At 57.1% G+C, this 16,986-nt stretch carries 14 protein-coding genes; 4 read left to right on the top strand and 10 right to left on the bottom strand.

What is annotated here, in order from left to right:
• Positions 1–24: 24 nt before the first annotated feature.
• The 5 genes from ACOQH0_RS01330 to pgi all read right to left on the bottom strand — a co-directional run bounded on the left by ACOQH0_RS01330 (position 25) and on the right by pgi (position 5,815).
• Complete coding sequence (locus ACOQH0_RS01330; RefSeq protein WP_421511375.1) at positions 25–2,121, bottom strand: YjbH domain-containing protein; 2,097 nt, start codon at positions 2,119–2,121, stop codon at positions 25–27.
• Positions 2,121–2,858 carry a capsule biosynthesis GfcC D2 domain-containing protein gene (locus ACOQH0_RS01325; RefSeq protein ID WP_120159797.1) on the bottom strand — a complete coding sequence of 246 codons (738 nt, stop codon included), beginning with the start codon at positions 2,856–2,858 and terminating at the stop codon, positions 2,121–2,123. Before ACOQH0_RS01325 ends, ACOQH0_RS01330 begins: the two co-directional genes overlap by 1 nt.
• A complete protein-coding gene (locus ACOQH0_RS01320) occupies positions 2,855–3,493 on the bottom strand; it encodes a YjbF family lipoprotein (RefSeq protein ID WP_120159796.1) in 639 nt (212 codons plus the stop codon). Before ACOQH0_RS01320 ends, ACOQH0_RS01325 begins: the two co-directional genes overlap by 4 nt.
• 63 nt (positions 3,494–3,556) lie before the next feature.
• Complete coding sequence (gene yjbE / locus ACOQH0_RS01315; protein WP_008503423.1) at positions 3,557–3,799, bottom strand: exopolysaccharide production protein YjbE; 243 nt, start codon at positions 3,797–3,799, stop codon at positions 3,557–3,559.
• A 366-nt stretch (positions 3,800–4,165) separates the two neighbouring features.
• Complete coding sequence (pgi, locus tag ACOQH0_RS01310; RefSeq protein ID WP_421511374.1) at positions 4,166–5,815, bottom strand: glucose-6-phosphate isomerase; 1,650 nt, start codon at positions 5,813–5,815, stop codon at positions 4,166–4,168.
• Positions 5,816–6,190: 375 nt separating this feature from the next.
• Between pgi and lysC the strand changes: the two genes are divergently transcribed.
• The 3 genes from lysC to ACOQH0_RS01295 all read left to right on the top strand — a co-directional run bounded on the left by lysC (position 6,191) and on the right by ACOQH0_RS01295 (position 8,901).
• Positions 6,191–7,540: a lysine-sensitive aspartokinase 3 gene (gene lysC / locus ACOQH0_RS01305; protein ID WP_089598598.1), complete on the top strand. Its 1,350-nt coding sequence runs from the start codon at positions 6,191–6,193 to the stop codon at positions 7,538–7,540.
• 93 nt (positions 7,541–7,633) lie between these two features.
• The gene (gene panS, locus ACOQH0_RS01300; RefSeq protein WP_421511373.1) at positions 7,634–8,578 is read left to right on the top strand and encodes a ketopantoate/pantoate/pantothenate transporter PanS; all 945 of its coding nucleotides are present in this window, start codon (positions 7,634–7,636) and stop codon (positions 8,576–8,578) included.
• 50 nt (positions 8,579–8,628) lie between these two features.
• Positions 8,629–8,901 carry a DUF3811 domain-containing protein gene (locus ACOQH0_RS01295; protein ID WP_014830263.1) on the top strand — a complete coding sequence of 91 codons (273 nt, stop codon included), beginning with the start codon at positions 8,629–8,631 and terminating at the stop codon, positions 8,899–8,901.
• Here ACOQH0_RS01295 and rluF read toward each other — a convergent pair whose 3' ends face one another.
• From rluF to metH, 5 genes are all read right to left on the bottom strand, one after another.
• Positions 8,902–9,774 carry a 23S rRNA pseudouridine(2604) synthase RluF gene (gene rluF, locus ACOQH0_RS01290; protein ID WP_421511372.1) on the bottom strand — a complete coding sequence of 291 codons (873 nt, stop codon included), beginning with the start codon at positions 9,772–9,774 and terminating at the stop codon, positions 8,902–8,904.
• A gap of 54 nt (positions 9,775–9,828) precedes the next feature.
• Entirely contained in the window at positions 9,829–10,002 is a 174-nt protein-coding gene (locus ACOQH0_RS01285; protein WP_421511371.1) for a CcdB family protein, read from the bottom strand.
• Positions 10,002–10,295, bottom strand: a complete 294-nt coding sequence (locus tag ACOQH0_RS01280) for a type II toxin-antitoxin system CcdA family antitoxin (RefSeq protein ID WP_161177843.1) — start codon at positions 10,293–10,295, stop codon at positions 10,002–10,004. The genes ACOQH0_RS01285 and ACOQH0_RS01280 overlap by 1 nt, the downstream gene beginning before the upstream one ends.
• A gap of 95 nt (positions 10,296–10,390) precedes the next feature.
• Complete coding sequence (locus tag ACOQH0_RS01275; RefSeq protein WP_421511370.1) at positions 10,391–12,022, bottom strand: Na/Pi cotransporter family protein; 1,632 nt, start codon at positions 12,020–12,022, stop codon at positions 10,391–10,393.
• A 201-nt stretch (positions 12,023–12,223) separates the two neighbouring features.
• Positions 12,224–15,907: a methionine synthase gene (gene metH, locus ACOQH0_RS01270; RefSeq protein ID WP_421511369.1), complete on the bottom strand. Its 3,684-nt coding sequence runs from the start codon at positions 15,905–15,907 to the stop codon at positions 12,224–12,226.
• A 193-nt stretch (positions 15,908–16,100) separates the two neighbouring features.
• Here metH and iclR point away from each other — a divergent pair, with 193 nt between their 5' ends.
• Complete coding sequence (gene iclR / locus ACOQH0_RS01265; RefSeq protein WP_074136400.1) at positions 16,101–16,928, top strand: glyoxylate bypass operon transcriptional repressor IclR; 828 nt, start codon at positions 16,101–16,103, stop codon at positions 16,926–16,928.
• Positions 16,929–16,986: the final 58 nt, after the last annotated feature.

Raw genomic sequence — 16,986 nt, 5'->3', positions numbered from 1 at the left:
GCAGCGCCACCGGGCAAAGAAGCATCAGCGGAAGTTAACGTTCTTATCACTGGTCATGTCATACAGCTGGAACTTACGCCCAAGCTGCTGGCCGCCGTCGCGCGTCAGCGGCGTCCAGCCCACTGCCGCACGGCTGCGGGTTGGTCCTGACGAGAAGAGATCCAGCGGAATCGACACATAGACCCCTTTGGTGAAGTCCCCTTCCCCGTATTCGTCCGGCGAGACGTTGGTGATGGTGGCATAACCGCCCACCACGACGCCGCTGTCGAAGTGTTTGGAGATATCCAGCGTACCGCCCTTATCGCCCGCCAGATACTGGCCGACGCTGGCTTTCACCAGTACGTCCTGCGCGAACGACGGCGTCCAGTAGGCGGTCAGGTGACCCGTTTTGACGCTGTAGTCGGTGAACTTCATCATGTCCTGCGCGCTGCGCCAGTCACGCTGTTTGACGTAGTTAGCGTCAATCCCAAACGCCCAGTTGCTGTCAACAGGACGGTACAGCACCTCCGCCCCCGCACCGCCAAACATGGTTTCCAGATACCCACCGTACACCTGGCCGTAGAAGCCGTTGCCGAAGTACTGGAAGTAGTTGGCCTGCAGGTTGTTCACGTAAGCGTTGTTCTGCACATACTCACGCACGCGGGTACGCACGCGCGGCAGCGTTGAGTCATTTGGCGGGTTGGTGTAGTTGAACTTGTCGTAGTTGTTAGCGACGTTGCCAAACAGGCTGCCGGTGGTCAGCAGGTGGTCGGTGACCCACAGATCCGCCGTCGCCATCACGCCCAGCTGGTACATATAGAAGTTTTCAGGCCCGCCGACAGACTGGTTCAGCACCGGGTCGATATGGAAATCAAAGCGGGATTTATCGATATACCAGCCCTGCTCGGTGGTGTCTGGCACCACGGGCTCGATGCGTTTTTGCACCAGCTCGGTTTCATGCCCGAGCGGTTCACCTTCCAGATGGCGCTTGAGGCTGGCGACGTCCGTTTCGGTCGTCACCTGTGGCATGTTGAGGCGGTTTTCCGTCACGCGGATCGTGCGGATCCCCTCCGGCAGATCGTTCATCACGATCCGGTTGGCGCGCTCGATCCCTTCGCGCGAGTCGCGGTATTTCACCTGCTCGCCGGTGACGTACAGCGTGTCGCCCTTGGTCTGAATTTTCGGATCGGCCAGGCCGGCGTTGTATTTCAGTAACGTCAGCTGATTGGCGACCACGGAGTGCTGGAGGATCGCATCCTGCGGCTCCGGCTGATACGCAGGCCGCGCATTGTCGTTATAGTGCGGACGCATATCGTTAAAGTTGGTGCGCAGCGTGAAGCCAAACATCAGGGTATTGCCACGCTCGTAGCTGAGGTTAACGTCGGCCCAATCGGTGACGCGGTAAATGGCGCCGACGTTAAACTTGCTCTTCTGCTCAATTTTCCCGGCGAAGTCCTGCGAGTAATCATTCCCTTCATACTCCAGCTTCAGGCGTAATGGCTGCCAGGGCGTTTGATACTCCACGCCGCCAAACAGCGAGGCCGGACCATGAAACATCTGATCCCCGTTGATGGAGCCCGCTTTCTGGTAGCTGTTATCGCGGTAGCAGTATTTATCGCTGTAGGTACAGAACGGATTTTTGACGTTACCGCTGGTACCCAGATAGCCCCAGCCAAGCCCCAGTGAGAAGTCAAACGGCCCCCAGGCTTTGCTGGCCACGACGTATTCCGCATCAAACAGGCCGGTCCCGCCGATATCTTTCGCGCCTACGGAAACCTGCGGCATCCAGTAGCTCTCTTCCCAGAGTCGCAGCTTGACGTCGAAGGCTTTGTCCTTATAGGTCTGATCGCCGGAGAACGCGTCGACGCTACTGTATTGTTTCGTTCGCACGTCTGTATAGCGCAGCGTGGTTTCGAGCCACGGGAACAACTGTACGGAGGCGGAGTAGTAGCGATACTGGTCGTTGTCGCGGTAGTTGAGGCTGATCTCCCCCTCGCGTGCCATACGCGCGGTAGGGGTTTGCAGTAAACCGACGCCGCCGAAGTCTGATTGCGACGGCCCAATGGGCGCCGGATACGTTTCCGCATGGCAGGCAGCGCTTACGCACAGCGCCAGCATGCTGTAGAGATAGGTTCTTTTCATTAATCCGGTATCCGCTGCGTCAGGGAATGAAGGATATCGGCATTAAGCCCGTCATACGCCTTCGTCCAGAAATGGTCGGCAAAGCCGACAAAAATCACGCTGCCGGGCATGGGTTCGATATGTCGCTTATTCCAGTATGCTACGGGTGCTTTTTGGGTATGCCCGTCGGGATAAACAATCCAGGCGTAGCTGTTATCCGCGCCGCTCAGCAGGCTTTGTTCGTCGAGATAGCTCGCCACATCGCGACCGGGGGTAAAGGGCTTTTTGCCCGGGCTGCTGATGAGCCCCATCACGGTCACCGTCGTCGGCTTCACCGGCAGCCAGAGCGTGTACTCCCCTTCAAGCGTGGGGTTACCCTTTTCCGCGACGCGCACTTCATCTGGATCAAGGTTCACCTTCTGGCGGCCTGTTACCTTCAGCGCCTGGAGCTGCTGGCGAACGTTGTTGATAGCGGCGGCATCGTCGCCGTCTTCCTGCTCCGCCAAACCCGTCAGGCGAGCCAGCAGGGCATGGTGTTGTTGTTCCGCCGCTACCGTTGCCTGGCGCTCGCTGATAACCGCCCCTGGCCACCAGCTGTTAGCCAGCCTTGGCTGTCCAACAAGATCGAGCAGATGCTCTGCGTTAGTTAAAGTTTTGGGTTGCGCGTTGTCCGGCGTGTAGACTTTCACTGTTCCCGCAGACCATGCCAGCGGTGTGGCAAGACTGGCGAGAAGCGCAACGTGGATGAGCGTTTTCATGATTTCGCCGCCTTGATCAGGGTTGTTTTCACCGGGAAGAAACCGGCACCGAGATACTGCAAGGACTGGCGAATTTGCCCTTCTTCATCTATCCAGTAACGGTTATGCCAGGTCGCCTGGTCGGTCGTGACCTCTTCATCCAGCACGCGAGTCTGCGTTTCGTCGCTACCGACGTTGACACTGTCTGTGCCGTCCCAGCGGAAGGTAGAACGCGCCGTGGCGTAGCGCACCTGCTGGTGTTCGGTCCAACCCATTGTGCGCGTCCAGCTTGCGCCGTCGGTAATCTGGTTAGGTTTGATCAGCGGATCGTCGGCGAGGTTGTTTACCTCAAGCAGATTGTCACCACCAAGCAGCGTTTTCACGATACGACCATGCTGCGTCACGATGGTGGCCTGATCCTGCGTCACCCATTTCTGCTGCCCGTTTTCATCGAAAGCGAGCACCACAAACAGTTGCGGGCCATCGTTTAGCTGCATGTACTGGCTGGCATACGGCATGTTCTGCAGTTCGTCATCGGTCAGATGCACGCCCGGCGTACCGAACAGGCTGTCCCACAGGGAATTCCCCAGCCCTTTGGTAGTGGCTGAGCACGCCTGCAACAGCAGGCAAATCATAATGATTGCAGGTCGCTTCACGACTCTTCTCCGAAGGGGCGAAATAACCACACCGAAGTGTGGTTATGATTAAAACACCCGCTATTACTGGGTGCTGGTCGTCGTGGTGGTCGTGGTTCCGGTATTGGAGCCATCACCGCCACCGGTTGCCGCCAGCGCGACACCCACGGCTGAACTTACGGTGCTGGCGCTGGCTGCGGTTGAACTTCCCGCAGACGCAGACGTCGCAGCCGACCCTGCCGCTTCCCCGACCTGAACCGGAGCTGCATAAACAGATGTCGCCGCAAGCGCAGATATGGCAAAAATGCCATACAGTACTTTTTTCATAACAATTTCCCTTCAATGAATGAATGGAGATTTGCCCGAAAAGAAATTCAGGCGGATTCGAGTATACACAACTAAAGCAGCGGGATTGCCGTACGGATAAATAGGGAGAGAGTTTTCAGACTAATGGATAAAAACGAAATATAAGACGAATGGCTAAAATATATTATGATTAAAAATCAATAGCATATAATTAATCACTAATAATTTAATTATCCGGATTTTCCTAAAATAAACCGCAGTAATTAACAGGTTAACGGGCTTTTTCAGATAAAACTCAGAACCAGAATTTGAGTTAACTAACAGACATCAGGAATTATCCGATAAAAAAATGCCGGCATATCGCCGGCACTTTTCATGACATATATATTACGCACGCCATGCTTTATAACGGTTAATCAGGCCGTTTGTAGAGCTGTCGTGGCTCTCGATTGCTTTATCGTCACCCAGCTCTGGCAGAATGCGGTTTGCCAGCTGTTTGCCCAGCTCAACGCCCCACTGGTCAAAGGTGAAGATGTTCAGGATAGCGCCCTGCGTGAAGATCTTGTGCTCGTACAGGGCAATCAGCGCGCCCAGGCTGAACGGGGTGATTTCGCGCAGCAGGATGGAGTTGGTTGGACGGTTGCCTTCGAACACCTTGAACGGCACAACGTGGTCCAGCGTAGCCGGGTCTTTACCCTGGTCACGGTATTCCTGCTCAACTACCTCGCGAGATTTACCGAACGCCAGCGCTTCAGTCTGCGCGAAGAAGTTGGACAGCAGCTTCGGATGGTGGTCAGACAATGCGTTGTGCGTGATAGCCGGCGCGATGAAATCACACGGTACCATTTTGGTACCCTGGTGAATCAGCTGGTAGAACGCATGCTGGCCGTTGGTGCCTGGCTCACCCCAGATTATTGGGCCAGTCTGGTAATCCACCGCGTTGCCGTTACGGTCAACGTATTTACCGTTGGATTCCATGTTGCCCTGCTGGAAGTAGGCCGCAAAGCGGTGCATGTACTGGTCGTACGGCAGGATCGCTTCGGTTTCAGCGCCGAAGAAGTTGTTGTACCAGATCCCGATCAGCGCCAGCAGCACCGGCAGGTTTTTCTCCGGTGCGGTGGTGGAGAAGTGCTTATCCATCGCGTGCGCGCCGGAGAGCAGCTCAACGAAGTTGTCGAAGCCCACAGACAGGATGATGGACAGACCAATCGCGGACCAGAGTGAGTAGCGGCCACCAACCCAGTCCCAGAACTCGAACATGTTCGCGGTATCAATACCGAATTCGCCAACCGCTTTACCGTTGGTAGACAGCGCCGCGAAGTGTTTCGCCACGTGTTTGTTGTCGCCAGCCGTTTTCAGGAACCAGTCGCGCGCGCTGTGGGCGTTGGTCATGGTTTCCTGGGTGGTGAAGGTTTTGGACGCGACCAGGAACAGGGTGGTTTCCGGGTTCACTTTCTTCAGCACTTCGGCGATATGGGTACCATCCACGTTAGACACGAAATGCATGTTGAGGTGGTTTTTGTACGGACGCAGCGCTTCGGTCACCATGAATGGGCCGAGGTCAGAACCGCCGATACCGATGTTCACCACGTCGGTGATAGCCTTGCCGGTGTAGCCTTTCCAGCTACCGGAGATGATCGCTTCAGAGAAGGCTTTCATCTTTTCCAGCACCGCGTTCACTTCCGGCATGACGTCTTTACCGTCAACGATGATTGGCGTATTGCTACGGTTACGCAGGGCTACGTGCAGCACGGCGCGGTCTTCGGTACGGTTGATCTTCTCACCGGAGAACATGGATTTGATGGCGTCGGCCAGCTCAGTTTCTTTCGCCAGATCCTGCAGTTTTGCCAGCGTCTCTTCGGTAATGCGGTTTTTGGAGAAATCCACCAGCATCAGGTCGTCGAAGGTCGCGGAGAACTTATTGAAACGATCGGCATCTTTCGCGAACAGATCCGCGATGGTGACGTCTTTCATTTCATCAAAATGTTTCTGTAGTGCCTGCCAGGCAGCGGTCTGCGTTGGGTTGATGTTTTTCATTAGCAATACTCTTCTGATTTGAGAATTGTGACTGCGGTCGATTGTAGCGCCTGCAAATAAAAATTGTGATGGTTTTTATGCCATTGCCCTGGCCTGCATCAAACGCAGGTGAAAAGACCCGAAAAGTATAGCTGCTGGCGGAGCCTCCTGGGGCGGCGAAATGTCGCCCAAAACAGGCTAAAAGGGAGCATAAAATATGGCCCTGTTATAAGTCCTGTTACTGAGGGGTACCCCCCCATAAAAAATCCGCATAATCCCAGCATTGACAGGACCTCCCCCACATTTTATTTATAGGGCCGTATTTTGCGCCTGCACCTGTTTTCGTTTCTTTCTTGTGCCATGGTCGCTCTATTCATTCCCTGACACGAGGTTGTTATGACGAGTTTTGTGGTCGCCAAGTTTGGCGGCACCAGTGTGGCCGATTACGATGCCATGAACCGCAGCGCCGATGTGGTGCTGGCCGATCCGAATACCCGCCTGGTGGTGCTTTCTGCATCCGCTGGCGTGACGAACCTGCTGGTTTCTCTGTCTGAAGGACTTGAAGCGACAGAACGTTTCGTGAAGCTGGATGCACTGCGCAAAATTCAGTTCGACATCCTGGAACGTCTGCAAAATCCGAACGTGATCCGCGAGGAAGTGGAACGTCTGCTGGAAAATATTACCACCCTGGCAGAAGCGGCTTCTCTGGCAACCTCCACCGCCCTGACCGACGAACTGGTCAGCCACGGTGAACTGATGTCCACCCTGCTGTTTGTTGAAATCATGCGCGAACGTAATGTTCAGGCGCAGTGGTTTGACGTGCGTAAAATCATGCGTACCAGCGACCGCTTTGGCCGCGCCGAGCCGGACGTTGAAGCGCTGGCTGAACTGACCAACCAGCAGTTGGCCCCGCGCCTTGCGGAAGGCATGGTGATCACCCAAGGCTTTATTGGTAGCGAAGCGAAAGGACGCACGACGACGCTGGGCCGCGGCGGCAGCGATTATACCGCCGCTCTGCTGGGCGAAGCGCTGCACGCCACCCGCGTGGATATCTGGACAGATGTTCCAGGTATCTACACCACCGATCCTCGTGTGGTCTCTGCGGCAAAACGTATCGATGTGATCGCGTTTGAAGAAGCGGCTGAAATGGCGACTTTCGGCGCTAAAGTGCTGCACCCGGCGACGCTCCTGCCTGCGGTGCGCAGCGATATTCCTGTCTTCGTGGGTTCCAGTAAAGATCCAAAAGCGGGCGGCACGCTGGTCTGCAAGAAAACCGAGAACCCGCCATTGTTCCGCGCGCTGGCCCTGCGCCGTAAGCAGACGCTGGTGACGTTACACAGCCATAATATGCTGCACTCTCGCGGCTTCCTGGCGGAAGTGTTTGGCATTCTGGCGCGCCACAACATCTCCGTGGACCTGATCACCACCTCTGAAGTGAGCATTGCGCTGACGCTGGACACCACCGGCTCAACGTCTACCGGCGACACCCTGTTGACGCAGTCACTGCTGATTGAACTGTCTGAACTGTGCCGGGTTGAGGTAGAAGAAGATCTGGCGCTGGTGGCCATCATTGGCAATAAGCTGTCGCGCGCCTGCGGCGTGGGCAAAGAGGTCTTCGGCGTGCTCGACCCGTTCAGCATCCGCATGATCTGCTACGGCGCGTCCAGCTACAACCTTTGCTTCCTGGTCCCAGCCGACCAGGCGGAGCAGGTGGTGCAGAAACTTCATCAGAATTTGTTTGAATAAAATTCGTTAGCACGATAAACATTATCTACAAGCCGGGCACAGACCCGGCTTTTTCATAACTAAACAACACGACAATACTGCAAGGAAACCACTATGTTATCCGCCATCACGCGGCTGTTCCCGTTATGGGCGCTGCTGCTCTCCGTACTCGCGTATTACACCCCCACCACGTTCACCGGTATTGGCCCGTGGGTCACCACGCTGCTAATGCTGATTATGCTCGGTATGGGCGTACATCTGAAAATCGACGACTTTAAGCGCGTGCTGTCCCGCCCGGCTCCGGTTGCTGCAGGGATCTTCCTCCACTACCTGGTGATGCCGCTTGCGGCGTGGCTGCTGGCTATGGCTTTTAAGATGCCGCCCGACCTCTCCGCCGGGATGGTGCTGGTGGGCAGCGTGGCCAGCGGCACGGCGTCAAACGTGATGATCTTTCTTGCGAAAGGCGACGTGGCACTCTCCGTCACTATCTCTTCCGTCTCAACGCTGGTTGGCGTAATTGCCACACCGCTGTTAACCCGCCTGTATGTAGACGCGCATATCCAGGTGGACGTGATGGGTATGCTGCTGAGCATTCTGCAAATCGTGGTGATCCCGATTGCGCTGGGCCTGGTGATTCACCATCTTTTCCCACGCGTGGTTAAAGCGGTTGAGCCGTATCTGCCTGCGTTTTCGATGGTCTGTATTCTGGCCATCATCAGCGCCGTGGTGGCGGGCTCCGCGTCGCACATTGCTTCCGTAGGATTTGTGGTGATTATCGCGGTGGTGCTGCATAACACTATCGGCCTGCTGGGCGGCTACTGGGGCGGGAAGCTATTTGGCTTTGACGAATCGACCTGCCGCACGCTGGCAATCGAAGTAGGGATGCAGAACTCCGGCCTGGCGGCGGCGCTCGGTAAAATCTACTTCTCGCCGCTGGCGGCCCTGCCGGGTGCGCTGTTCTCCGTCTGGCACAACCTCTCCGGCTCGCTGCTGGCGGGCTACTGGTCCGGCAAACCGATTGATGAACAAGCGAAAAAAGATGCGGTGAAACAGGGTTAATTTGCCACGCTTGCTTTACACTGAAGCCTCTCTCTCAGGAGGCTTCAGCAATGGCTACACCACGATTGACCCAGAAAGACATGACGGAAGCCGAGCAGCGTGAACTGAAAACGCTTCTCGACCGCGCCCGTATCGCCCATGGCCGCACGCTGACGAACGCCGAAACCAATCAGGTTAAGAAAGAGTACATCGATAAACTGATGGCGCAACGTGACGCCGAGGCGAAAAAAGCCCGCAAACTGAAAAAGCAGCAGGCTTATAAGCCGGATACCGAGACGACCTTTTCCTGGTCGGCCAATACCTCTACCCGTGGACGGCGCTAATTAGCGCCCTTTCTTTTTACGGCCAGGCTGGACAAAGCGCTTCCCGTTGGCCGGTTTGCCTCGTCCTTTCTCTTCCGCCTGCGGCGCCTTCACCACCGGGCGCTTAATGGCCTGCGTTTTCGGTTTCGCTTTAGCTTTCGGCTTCGCTTCGGAGGATGAGTTCTCGATAAGCCTGAACAGCTCGATCAGCTCGTCTCCGGTTAAATCACGCCACTCGCCGAGCGGAATGCCCGACAGGCTGACGTTCATAATGCGCGTGCGTTCCAGCTTCGTCACTTCATAACCGAAGTGCTCGCACATGCGGCGGATCTGACGGTTTAAGCCCTGCACCAGCGTAATGCGGAACGCGAACGGTGCTTCTTTCTTGACCTTACACTTTTTCGTGACGGTACCGAGGATCGGCACGCCCGCGCCCATGCCACGAATAAATTCGTCCGTCACCGGCTTGTTCACCGTGACAATGTACTCTTTCTCGTGGTCGTTACCGGCACGCAGAATTTTGTTGACCAGGTCACCGTGGTTGGTAAGGAAAATCAGCCCTTGAGAGTCTTTATCCAGACGGCCAATCGGGAAGATGCGGCTGCTGTGGTTCACGAAATCAACGATGTTGTCCCGTTCACCGTCTTCCGTGGTGCTGACAATCCCAACCGGTTTATTCAACGCGATAAACACCAGGTCTTCAGCATCACGCGGTTCGATGACCTGACCATTCACTTTAACCACATCGCCAGGCACCACCTGGTCTCCGATGGTGGCGCGCTTGCCGTTAAGAAACACGTTACCTTGTTCAATGTAACGGTCCGCCTCGCGACGTGAGCAGATCCCGCTCTCGCTAATGTATTTGTTTAATCGGGTTGATTGAGTTGGCAGCATAGTTTCTCCTGTGAAGGGCGAAATATACCTTACCTTGAGGCTGACAAAAAAGTGTTAGTAGCCGTTGATCAAAAAATCGAGTGCATCCCGCAGCGAAGCCCGGTTTTGCGTAAGATCGGCAACACGTTCGCCTAACTCATTTGGCGATATGCCTACCATCATGTGCATCATGACCACGCAGGGTTTTCCCGCGACCTCAACGGCGGGAGCGACCAGTACATGCTTCATCAGAACGACCTCTGAAAGTCACTAAAGGAGCCGTTTTCATCAACCCACTGGTTAATGGCGTCAATCGAAGCTTTATTTTCTTCAAGCCACTCTGCGCGCCGATGTTCACGAAATTGCTCCTGCAAAGCCGCCGTTAGCACGGCAGAAAGGTTAAGTTTAAGCCTTCGCGCCTCTTCAAGGATGTCGGGCGACAGGGAAACATTCACTGATTTTTTAATGCTATTAGCACCGCGCATGAGAACCCCCTTTGGAATGCGCATGAATTGGCGAAGTGTAGCGTAATAATTGAGCATTTCCTATTCCCTTAAAAATGTAAGGGTTGAAGAATAAATTGCTCTTTATGGGGAGTCACGCCTCCTAAAACCGTTTTGCGAGGCGCTTTCAGAGATTAGTACTCATCCCGCTCGTCATCTTCATCCGGCTGCTCCATCACGCTGTACGCCACCGCGCAGAACAATGAGTTAAGACGCTTCATATCCCCCAGCAGCCCCAGGTGCAGGGAGCTGGTTTCGATACTCTGCACGTTCTGCTGGTGCAGACGCTCGACGTGAGCGTGCGAGTAGCGGCGGTTCAGAATGCGGAAACGGTGCTTGTTGCGGCGCAGGCGGCGCGCGCTCGGTACGTCGCTTGAGAAGAAGACCGACATCGCCAGCTTCAGGTTGCTGACCAGCTGTTCGTACAGCGCTTCCAGCTCCTTCAGCCCTTCGCCCGAGAACGCTCGACGCGCGGCCAGGGACTTGTCGGCGATCTCGCTGCCCATACGTTCAACGATATCCGACGCCTGCTCAAGGTTGAGCGACATCTCGATAATTTCCGCCCAGCGTCGGGACTCCTCTTCCGCCAGCTCGTCCTGCGGGAGGCGCGCCAGATAGAGCTTGATGGCGGTGTACAGCACGTTTATGTCGTCTGCCAGCCTGCGCAGCTCTTTCTCTTCGCGTGGCTCGCCGTGCATCACCTTCTGCAGCCCTTCGAGCATGGTTTCCATCGCATCGCCCATGCGCAGCGTTTCACGAGCGGCATTGGCGATAGCCAGCGCCGGGGTATCCAGCACCGAGGTGTCCAGATGCTTCGGCTTAAGGCGCGCATCCAGCTCCGGTTCATCGCGGATGAGGCGCTCGCAGAAGCGGGCCATCGGCGCAGCGAACGGCACCATCGCCAGACAGCGCACCAGGTTGTAGAAGACGTGGAAGTAGATCACCAGCTCCGCCTTCGGCAGCGGGAGGTTGTCCATCAGGTTCGCCAGCGGGTGAACGAACGGCAGAATAATCAAGCTGCCCACCAGCTTAAACAACAGGCTGCCCAGCGCCACGCGGCGGGCGGCGGCATTGGCGGCGCTGTTATTGAGCATCGCCAGCAGGCCGGAGCCGAGGTTGGCCCCGATCACCAGACACAGCGCCACCGGGAAGGAGATCGCGCCTGCAGCGGTGAGCGTGGCCGTCAGCAGGACTGCCGCCAGGCTGGAGTAGCTGACGATAGCAAACACCGCACCGATCAGTGCATCCAGCATGATATCCCCGGTCAGCGAGGCGAAGATGACCTGCACGCCGTTAGCTTCGGTGATAGGGGTAACCGCCTGAACAATCAGCTCCAGCGCCAGCAGGATCAACCCAAGGCCAATCCCCACGCGGCCAAGCTGTCCGGCACGCGTCTGCTTACGGCCAAGGAAGAAGATCACGCCGAGGAAAATCAGCAGCGGCGACAGCCAGGAGAGATCGAAGGTCAGAACACGCGCCATCAATGCGGTACCGACGTCGGCCCCCAGAACGATCACCAGCGCCGGGGCGAGCGCGACCAGATCCTGCGCCACAAACGAGGTGACGAGCATCGTTGTGGCGTTGCTGCTTTGCACCAGCGCCGTGACGCCAATACCCGCGCAGAACGCGAGCGGCTTCTTCTCAACGCTGCTGCTGAGGACGGTACGTAATCGCGCGCCGAACACGCGCATCACGCCGGTACGGACGATATGGGTGCCCCAAACGAGCAGTGCGACTGCAGAGAGCAGGTGTAACAACGTCAACACGGAAGGTTTTCCTCCTTATCGTTATCTATTTTCCTGAGGTTCGCTGCGCGTTGCCTTGCCGAATGAGGGCTACGCGTAGGCCCGGCAAGCGCAGCGCCACCGGGCAATAGGGTTAGAACCTTATTTGAGTATAAGGGTTTAAACGTAAGAAAGAGACAGGGCGCCCCATGAGCGCCCTGTTTGTTGTAAGGAAAAGTGATTTTAGTCGGCGTCGTAGCCCAGATTCGGTGCCAGCCAGCGTTCCACTTCAGATACGCTCATCCCTTTGCGCAGGGCATAATCTTCGATCTGATCCCGCTGCAGCTGCGCCACGGCAAAGTACTTGCTGTCCGGATGGCTGAAATACCAGCCGGAAACAGACGCGCCCGGCCACATGGCGAACGACTCGGTGAGCTTCATGCCGGTATGGGTTTCCACGTCCAGCAGTTTCCAGATAGTGCCTTTTTCGGTGTGCTCCGGGCAGGCCGGATAGCCCGGCGCCGGGCGAATACCTTGGTAATTTTCGCGGATCAGTTCCTCGTTGCTGAGGTTCTCATTCGCCGCATAGCCCCAGTGCACCTTACGCACGCGCTCGTGGAGGTACTCGGCGAAGGCTTCCGCCAGACGGTCAGCGATCGCTTTCACCATGATTTTGTTGTAATCATCGTGCTTCGCTTCGAACGCATCCGCCAGCGCGTCTTCTTCCAGACCGCCGGTTACCGCAAAGGCGCCGATGTAGTCGGCTTTACCACTTAACTTAGGTGCGACGAAATCGGCCAGGCAGTAGTTGGCAAAGCCCACTTTCTCCGTTTGCTGGCGCAGATGGCGGCTGACCGCCAGCACGTGGGTGCGGGTTTCATCGCGGTAAATCTCCACGTCGTCGCCCACGCGGTTCGCCGGGAACAGGCCCACCACACCGCGCGGGTTGAGGGTTTTCTCTGCGCTCAGCGTGTCGAGCATGTCGTTGGCATCGTTAAACAGACGCTTCGCCTCCTCTCCTACTACCTCATCCTCCAGGATTCGAGGATATTTGCCCGCCAGCGACCAGGTCATAAAGAACGGCGTCCAGTCAATGTAGTTGCGCAGCGTCTCGATGCTTGCCGTTACGTCCTGCACGCCCAGACGGTGTGCGACCGGCGGCGTATAGCTGGACCAGTCAAACGCCAGATCGTTGTCGCGCGCCGCCTGAAGTGAAACAGGCGGGGTGCGCGGCTTCTTACGGCCGTGCTGGATGCGAACGGTTTCGTACTCTTTGCGGGTGCGCGCCACAAAATCGTCGCGCTGGGTGTCGGAGAGCAGCGCAGAGACCACACCCACGGTGCGCGAGGCGTTTTGCACGTAAACCGTCGGGCCGCTGTAGTTCTGCTCGATTTTCACCGCCGTGTGCGCTTTCGAGGTGGTCGCTCCGCCAATCAGCAGCGGGATGGTAAAGCCCTGACGCTCCATCTCTTTCGCCACGTTGACCATCTCGTCCAGGGACGGGGTAATCAGCCCGGAAAGGCCAATCAGGTCAGCATTCACCTCGCGCGCGGTCTTGAGGATTTTGTCCGCCGGGACCATCACGCCGAGGTCGATAATTTCGTAGTTATTACACTGCAGCACTACGCCGACGATATTCTTGCCGATGTCGTGCACGTCGCCCTTCACGGTGGCAATCACCATCTTGCCGTTGCTGGAGCCTTTCTCTTTGCTGGCTTCGATGTAGGGCTCAAGATACGCCACCGCCTGCTTCATCACGCGGGCGGATTTCACCACCTGCGGCAGGAACATTTTGCCCTCACCGAACAGATCGCCGACCACGTTCATGCCGTCCATCAGCGGGCCTTCGATCACTTCGATTGGACGGGCGGCCTGCTGACGTGCTTCTTCAGTGTCGAGTTCAATAAATTCGGTAATGCCTTTGACCAGCGAATATTCCAGACGCTTTTTCACGTCCCAGGAACGCCACTCGGCCTGCTGAACGTTTGCCGCCTCATCCGATTTGCTGCCGCGGTATTTCTCCGCCAGGTCCAGCATGCGCTCGGTGGCGTCGTCACGGCGGTTAAGGATCACGTCCTCGACGGCATCGCGCAGCTCGGCAGGGAGGTCGTCGTAAATTGCCAGCTGCCCGGCGTTAACGATCCCCATGTCCATTCCGTTGCGGATGGCGTAGTAGAGGAACACGGCGTGGATCGCTTCACGCACCGGGTCGTTGCCGCGGAACGAGAACGACACATTCGACACGCCGCCGGAGATCAGCGCATGCGGCAGTTCGCGCTTGATGTCTTCACACGCCCCGATAAAGTCCTGGGCGTAGTTGTTGTGCTCTTCAATCCCGGTCGCGACGGCGAAGATATTCGGGTCAAAGATGATATCTTCCGGCGGGAAGCCCACCTCTTCGGTCAAAATCTTGTACGCGCGGCGGCATATCTCGATTTTGCGCTCGCGAGTATCCGCCTGGCCCACTTCGTCGAAGGCCATCACCACCACGGCGGCACCGTAGCGGCGAACCATCTTCGCGTGGTGGATAAAGATATCAACACCCTCTTTCATCGAGATGGAGTTAACGATGCCTTTGCCCTGGATGCACTTCAGCCCTTTTTCAATGACTTCCCATTTGGAAGAGTCAATCATGATCGGCACGCGGGCGATGTCCGGCTCACCGGCAATCAGATTGAGGAAACGCACCATCGCCGCTTCGGCGTCGAGCATCCCCTCGTCCATGTTGATATCGATAATCTGCGCGCCGCTTTCCACCTGCTGGCGGGCAACGTCCAGCGCTTCGCTGTACTTCTCTTCTTTGATCAGGCGCTTGAACTTTGCAGAACCGGTAACGTTAGTACGCTCACCCACGTTCACAAACAAGCTGTCGTCGCCGATGGTCAACGGCTCAAGGCCGGAAAGGCGACAGGCAACCGGAAGCTCGGGCAGCTTGCGCGGCGGCAGCCCGGCCACGGCGCTGCTCATGGCCGCGATGTGCTCCGGCGTGGTGCCGCAGCAGCCGCCGACGATGTTCAGGAAGCCAGACTCGGCCCACTCGCGGATTTGCGCCGCCATGGTGTCGGCATCGAGATCGTATTCACCGAACGCGTTCGGCAGACCGGCGTTCGGGTGGGCGGTGACGTAGCATTCCGCGATACGGGAAAGCTCCTGCACGTACTGGCGCAGTTCATCCGGCCCCAGCGCACAGTTGAGGCCAAAGGAGAGCGCTTCGGCGTGGCGCAGGGAATTATAAAACGCTTCGGTTGTCTGGCCGGACAGTGTACGGCCAGAAGCGTCGGTGATGGTGCCGGAAATCATGATCGGCAGGTCAACGCCCAGCGCCTCGAACTCCTCTTTCACCGCGTAAATCGCAGCTTTGGCGTTGAGGGTGTCGAATACGGTTTCAATCAGGATCAGGTCAGAACCGCCTTCCACCAGCGCTCTGGTCGATTCACGGTAGGCGGCAACCAGCTGGTCAAAGGTGATATTACGAAACGCCGGGTCGTTGACGTCCGGTGAAATCGACGCGGTGCGGTTCGTCGGGCCAAGCACCCCGGCAACGTAGCGCGGTTTGTCCGGCGTGCGGGCCGTCCACTCGTCGGCGCAGGCGCGCGCAAGCTTTGCGGCTTCAAAGTTGATCTCCGCCGACAGGGATTCCATCTGGTAATCCGCCATGGCGATGGTTGTCGAGTTGAAGGTGTTGGTCTCAACGATATCCGCACCCGCTTCGAAGTAGGCGTTGTGGATATCCTTAATAACGGACGGCTTGCTAAGCACCAGAAGGTCATTGTTCCCCTTCAGGTCGCAGGGCCAGTCGGCAAAGCGCTCGCCGCGGAAATCGTCTTCACTGAGACGATAGCCCTGGATCATGGTGCCCATGCCGCCGTCCAGCACCAGAATTCGTTCATTTAACTGCGCACGCAGTTGCTCTACTTTGCTGCTCACACTTGCTCCCGACAACGCTCAACAAGGCCAAAAGGCTGGGTTCCATACTGGCACAATCTCGCAGGGTGGAAAAGTCACACAGCGGTAACATGAGACATGTTCACCATCACTCCTCCGATCAGTCATGAAAGCGGTTGCAAAATCACCAAATAAAACGAAAATGATTTCCACGATACAGAAAAAGGAGATCGTCATGGTCACGACCGTTCCCGCCAAACGCGGCAGAAAGCCTGCTGCCACCACCGCTGCGCAACCCGGCGGACAGGTTCAATCGCTCACGCGCGGTTTGAAGCTGCTGGAGTGGATAGCCGAGTCGCACGGCAGCGTGGCCCTGACCGAGTTGGCCCAGCAGGCTGGTCTGCCGAACTCCACGACGCACCGCCTGCTAACCACCATGCAGCAGCTGGGCTTTGTCCGTCAGGTGGGCGAGCTGGGGCACTGGGCGGTGGGCGCGCATGCGTTTATCGTCGGCAGCAGCTTCCTGCAGAGCCGCAACCTGCTGGCGATTGTGCATCCGATTCTGCGCAAGCTGATGGAAGACTCCGGCGAGACGGTCAACCTGGCGGTGCTGGACCAGAGCGACCACCAGGCGATTATCATCGACCAGGTGCAGTGCACGCAGCTGATGCGCATGTCCGCACCGATTGGCGGCAAGCTGCCCATGCACGCGTCCGGGGCGGGGAAAGCGTTTCTCTCGCAACTGAGCGAGGAGCAGGTGACGGGGCTGTTGCACCGTAAAGGTCTGCACGCCTATACCCACGCCACGCTAGTCTCGCCCGTGCATCTGAAAGAAGATCTGGCCCTGACCCGCAAGCGCGGCTACTCGTTTGATGATGAGGAGCATGCGCTGGGCCTGCGCTGCCTGGCATCCTGTATTTTTGACGAGCACCGCGAGCCGTTTGCCGCCATCTCCATCTCCGGCCCCATTTCACGCATGACCGACGACCGCGTGACCGAGTTGGGTGCGCTGGTGATTAAGGCGGCGAAAGAGGTGACGCTGGCGTATGGTGGGATCCGTTAAGGTTGAGAGCGGCCTGATGCCCTCACCCCGGCCCTCTCCCACAGGGAGAGGGAGAAAA

This window comes from Enterobacter sp. JS8-1, from assembly GCF_049187015.1.
Classification (GTDB): domain Bacteria; phylum Pseudomonadota; class Gammaproteobacteria; order Enterobacterales; family Enterobacteriaceae; genus Enterobacter; species Enterobacter mori.
This window is presented reverse-complemented; position numbering and strand designations above follow the sequence as displayed.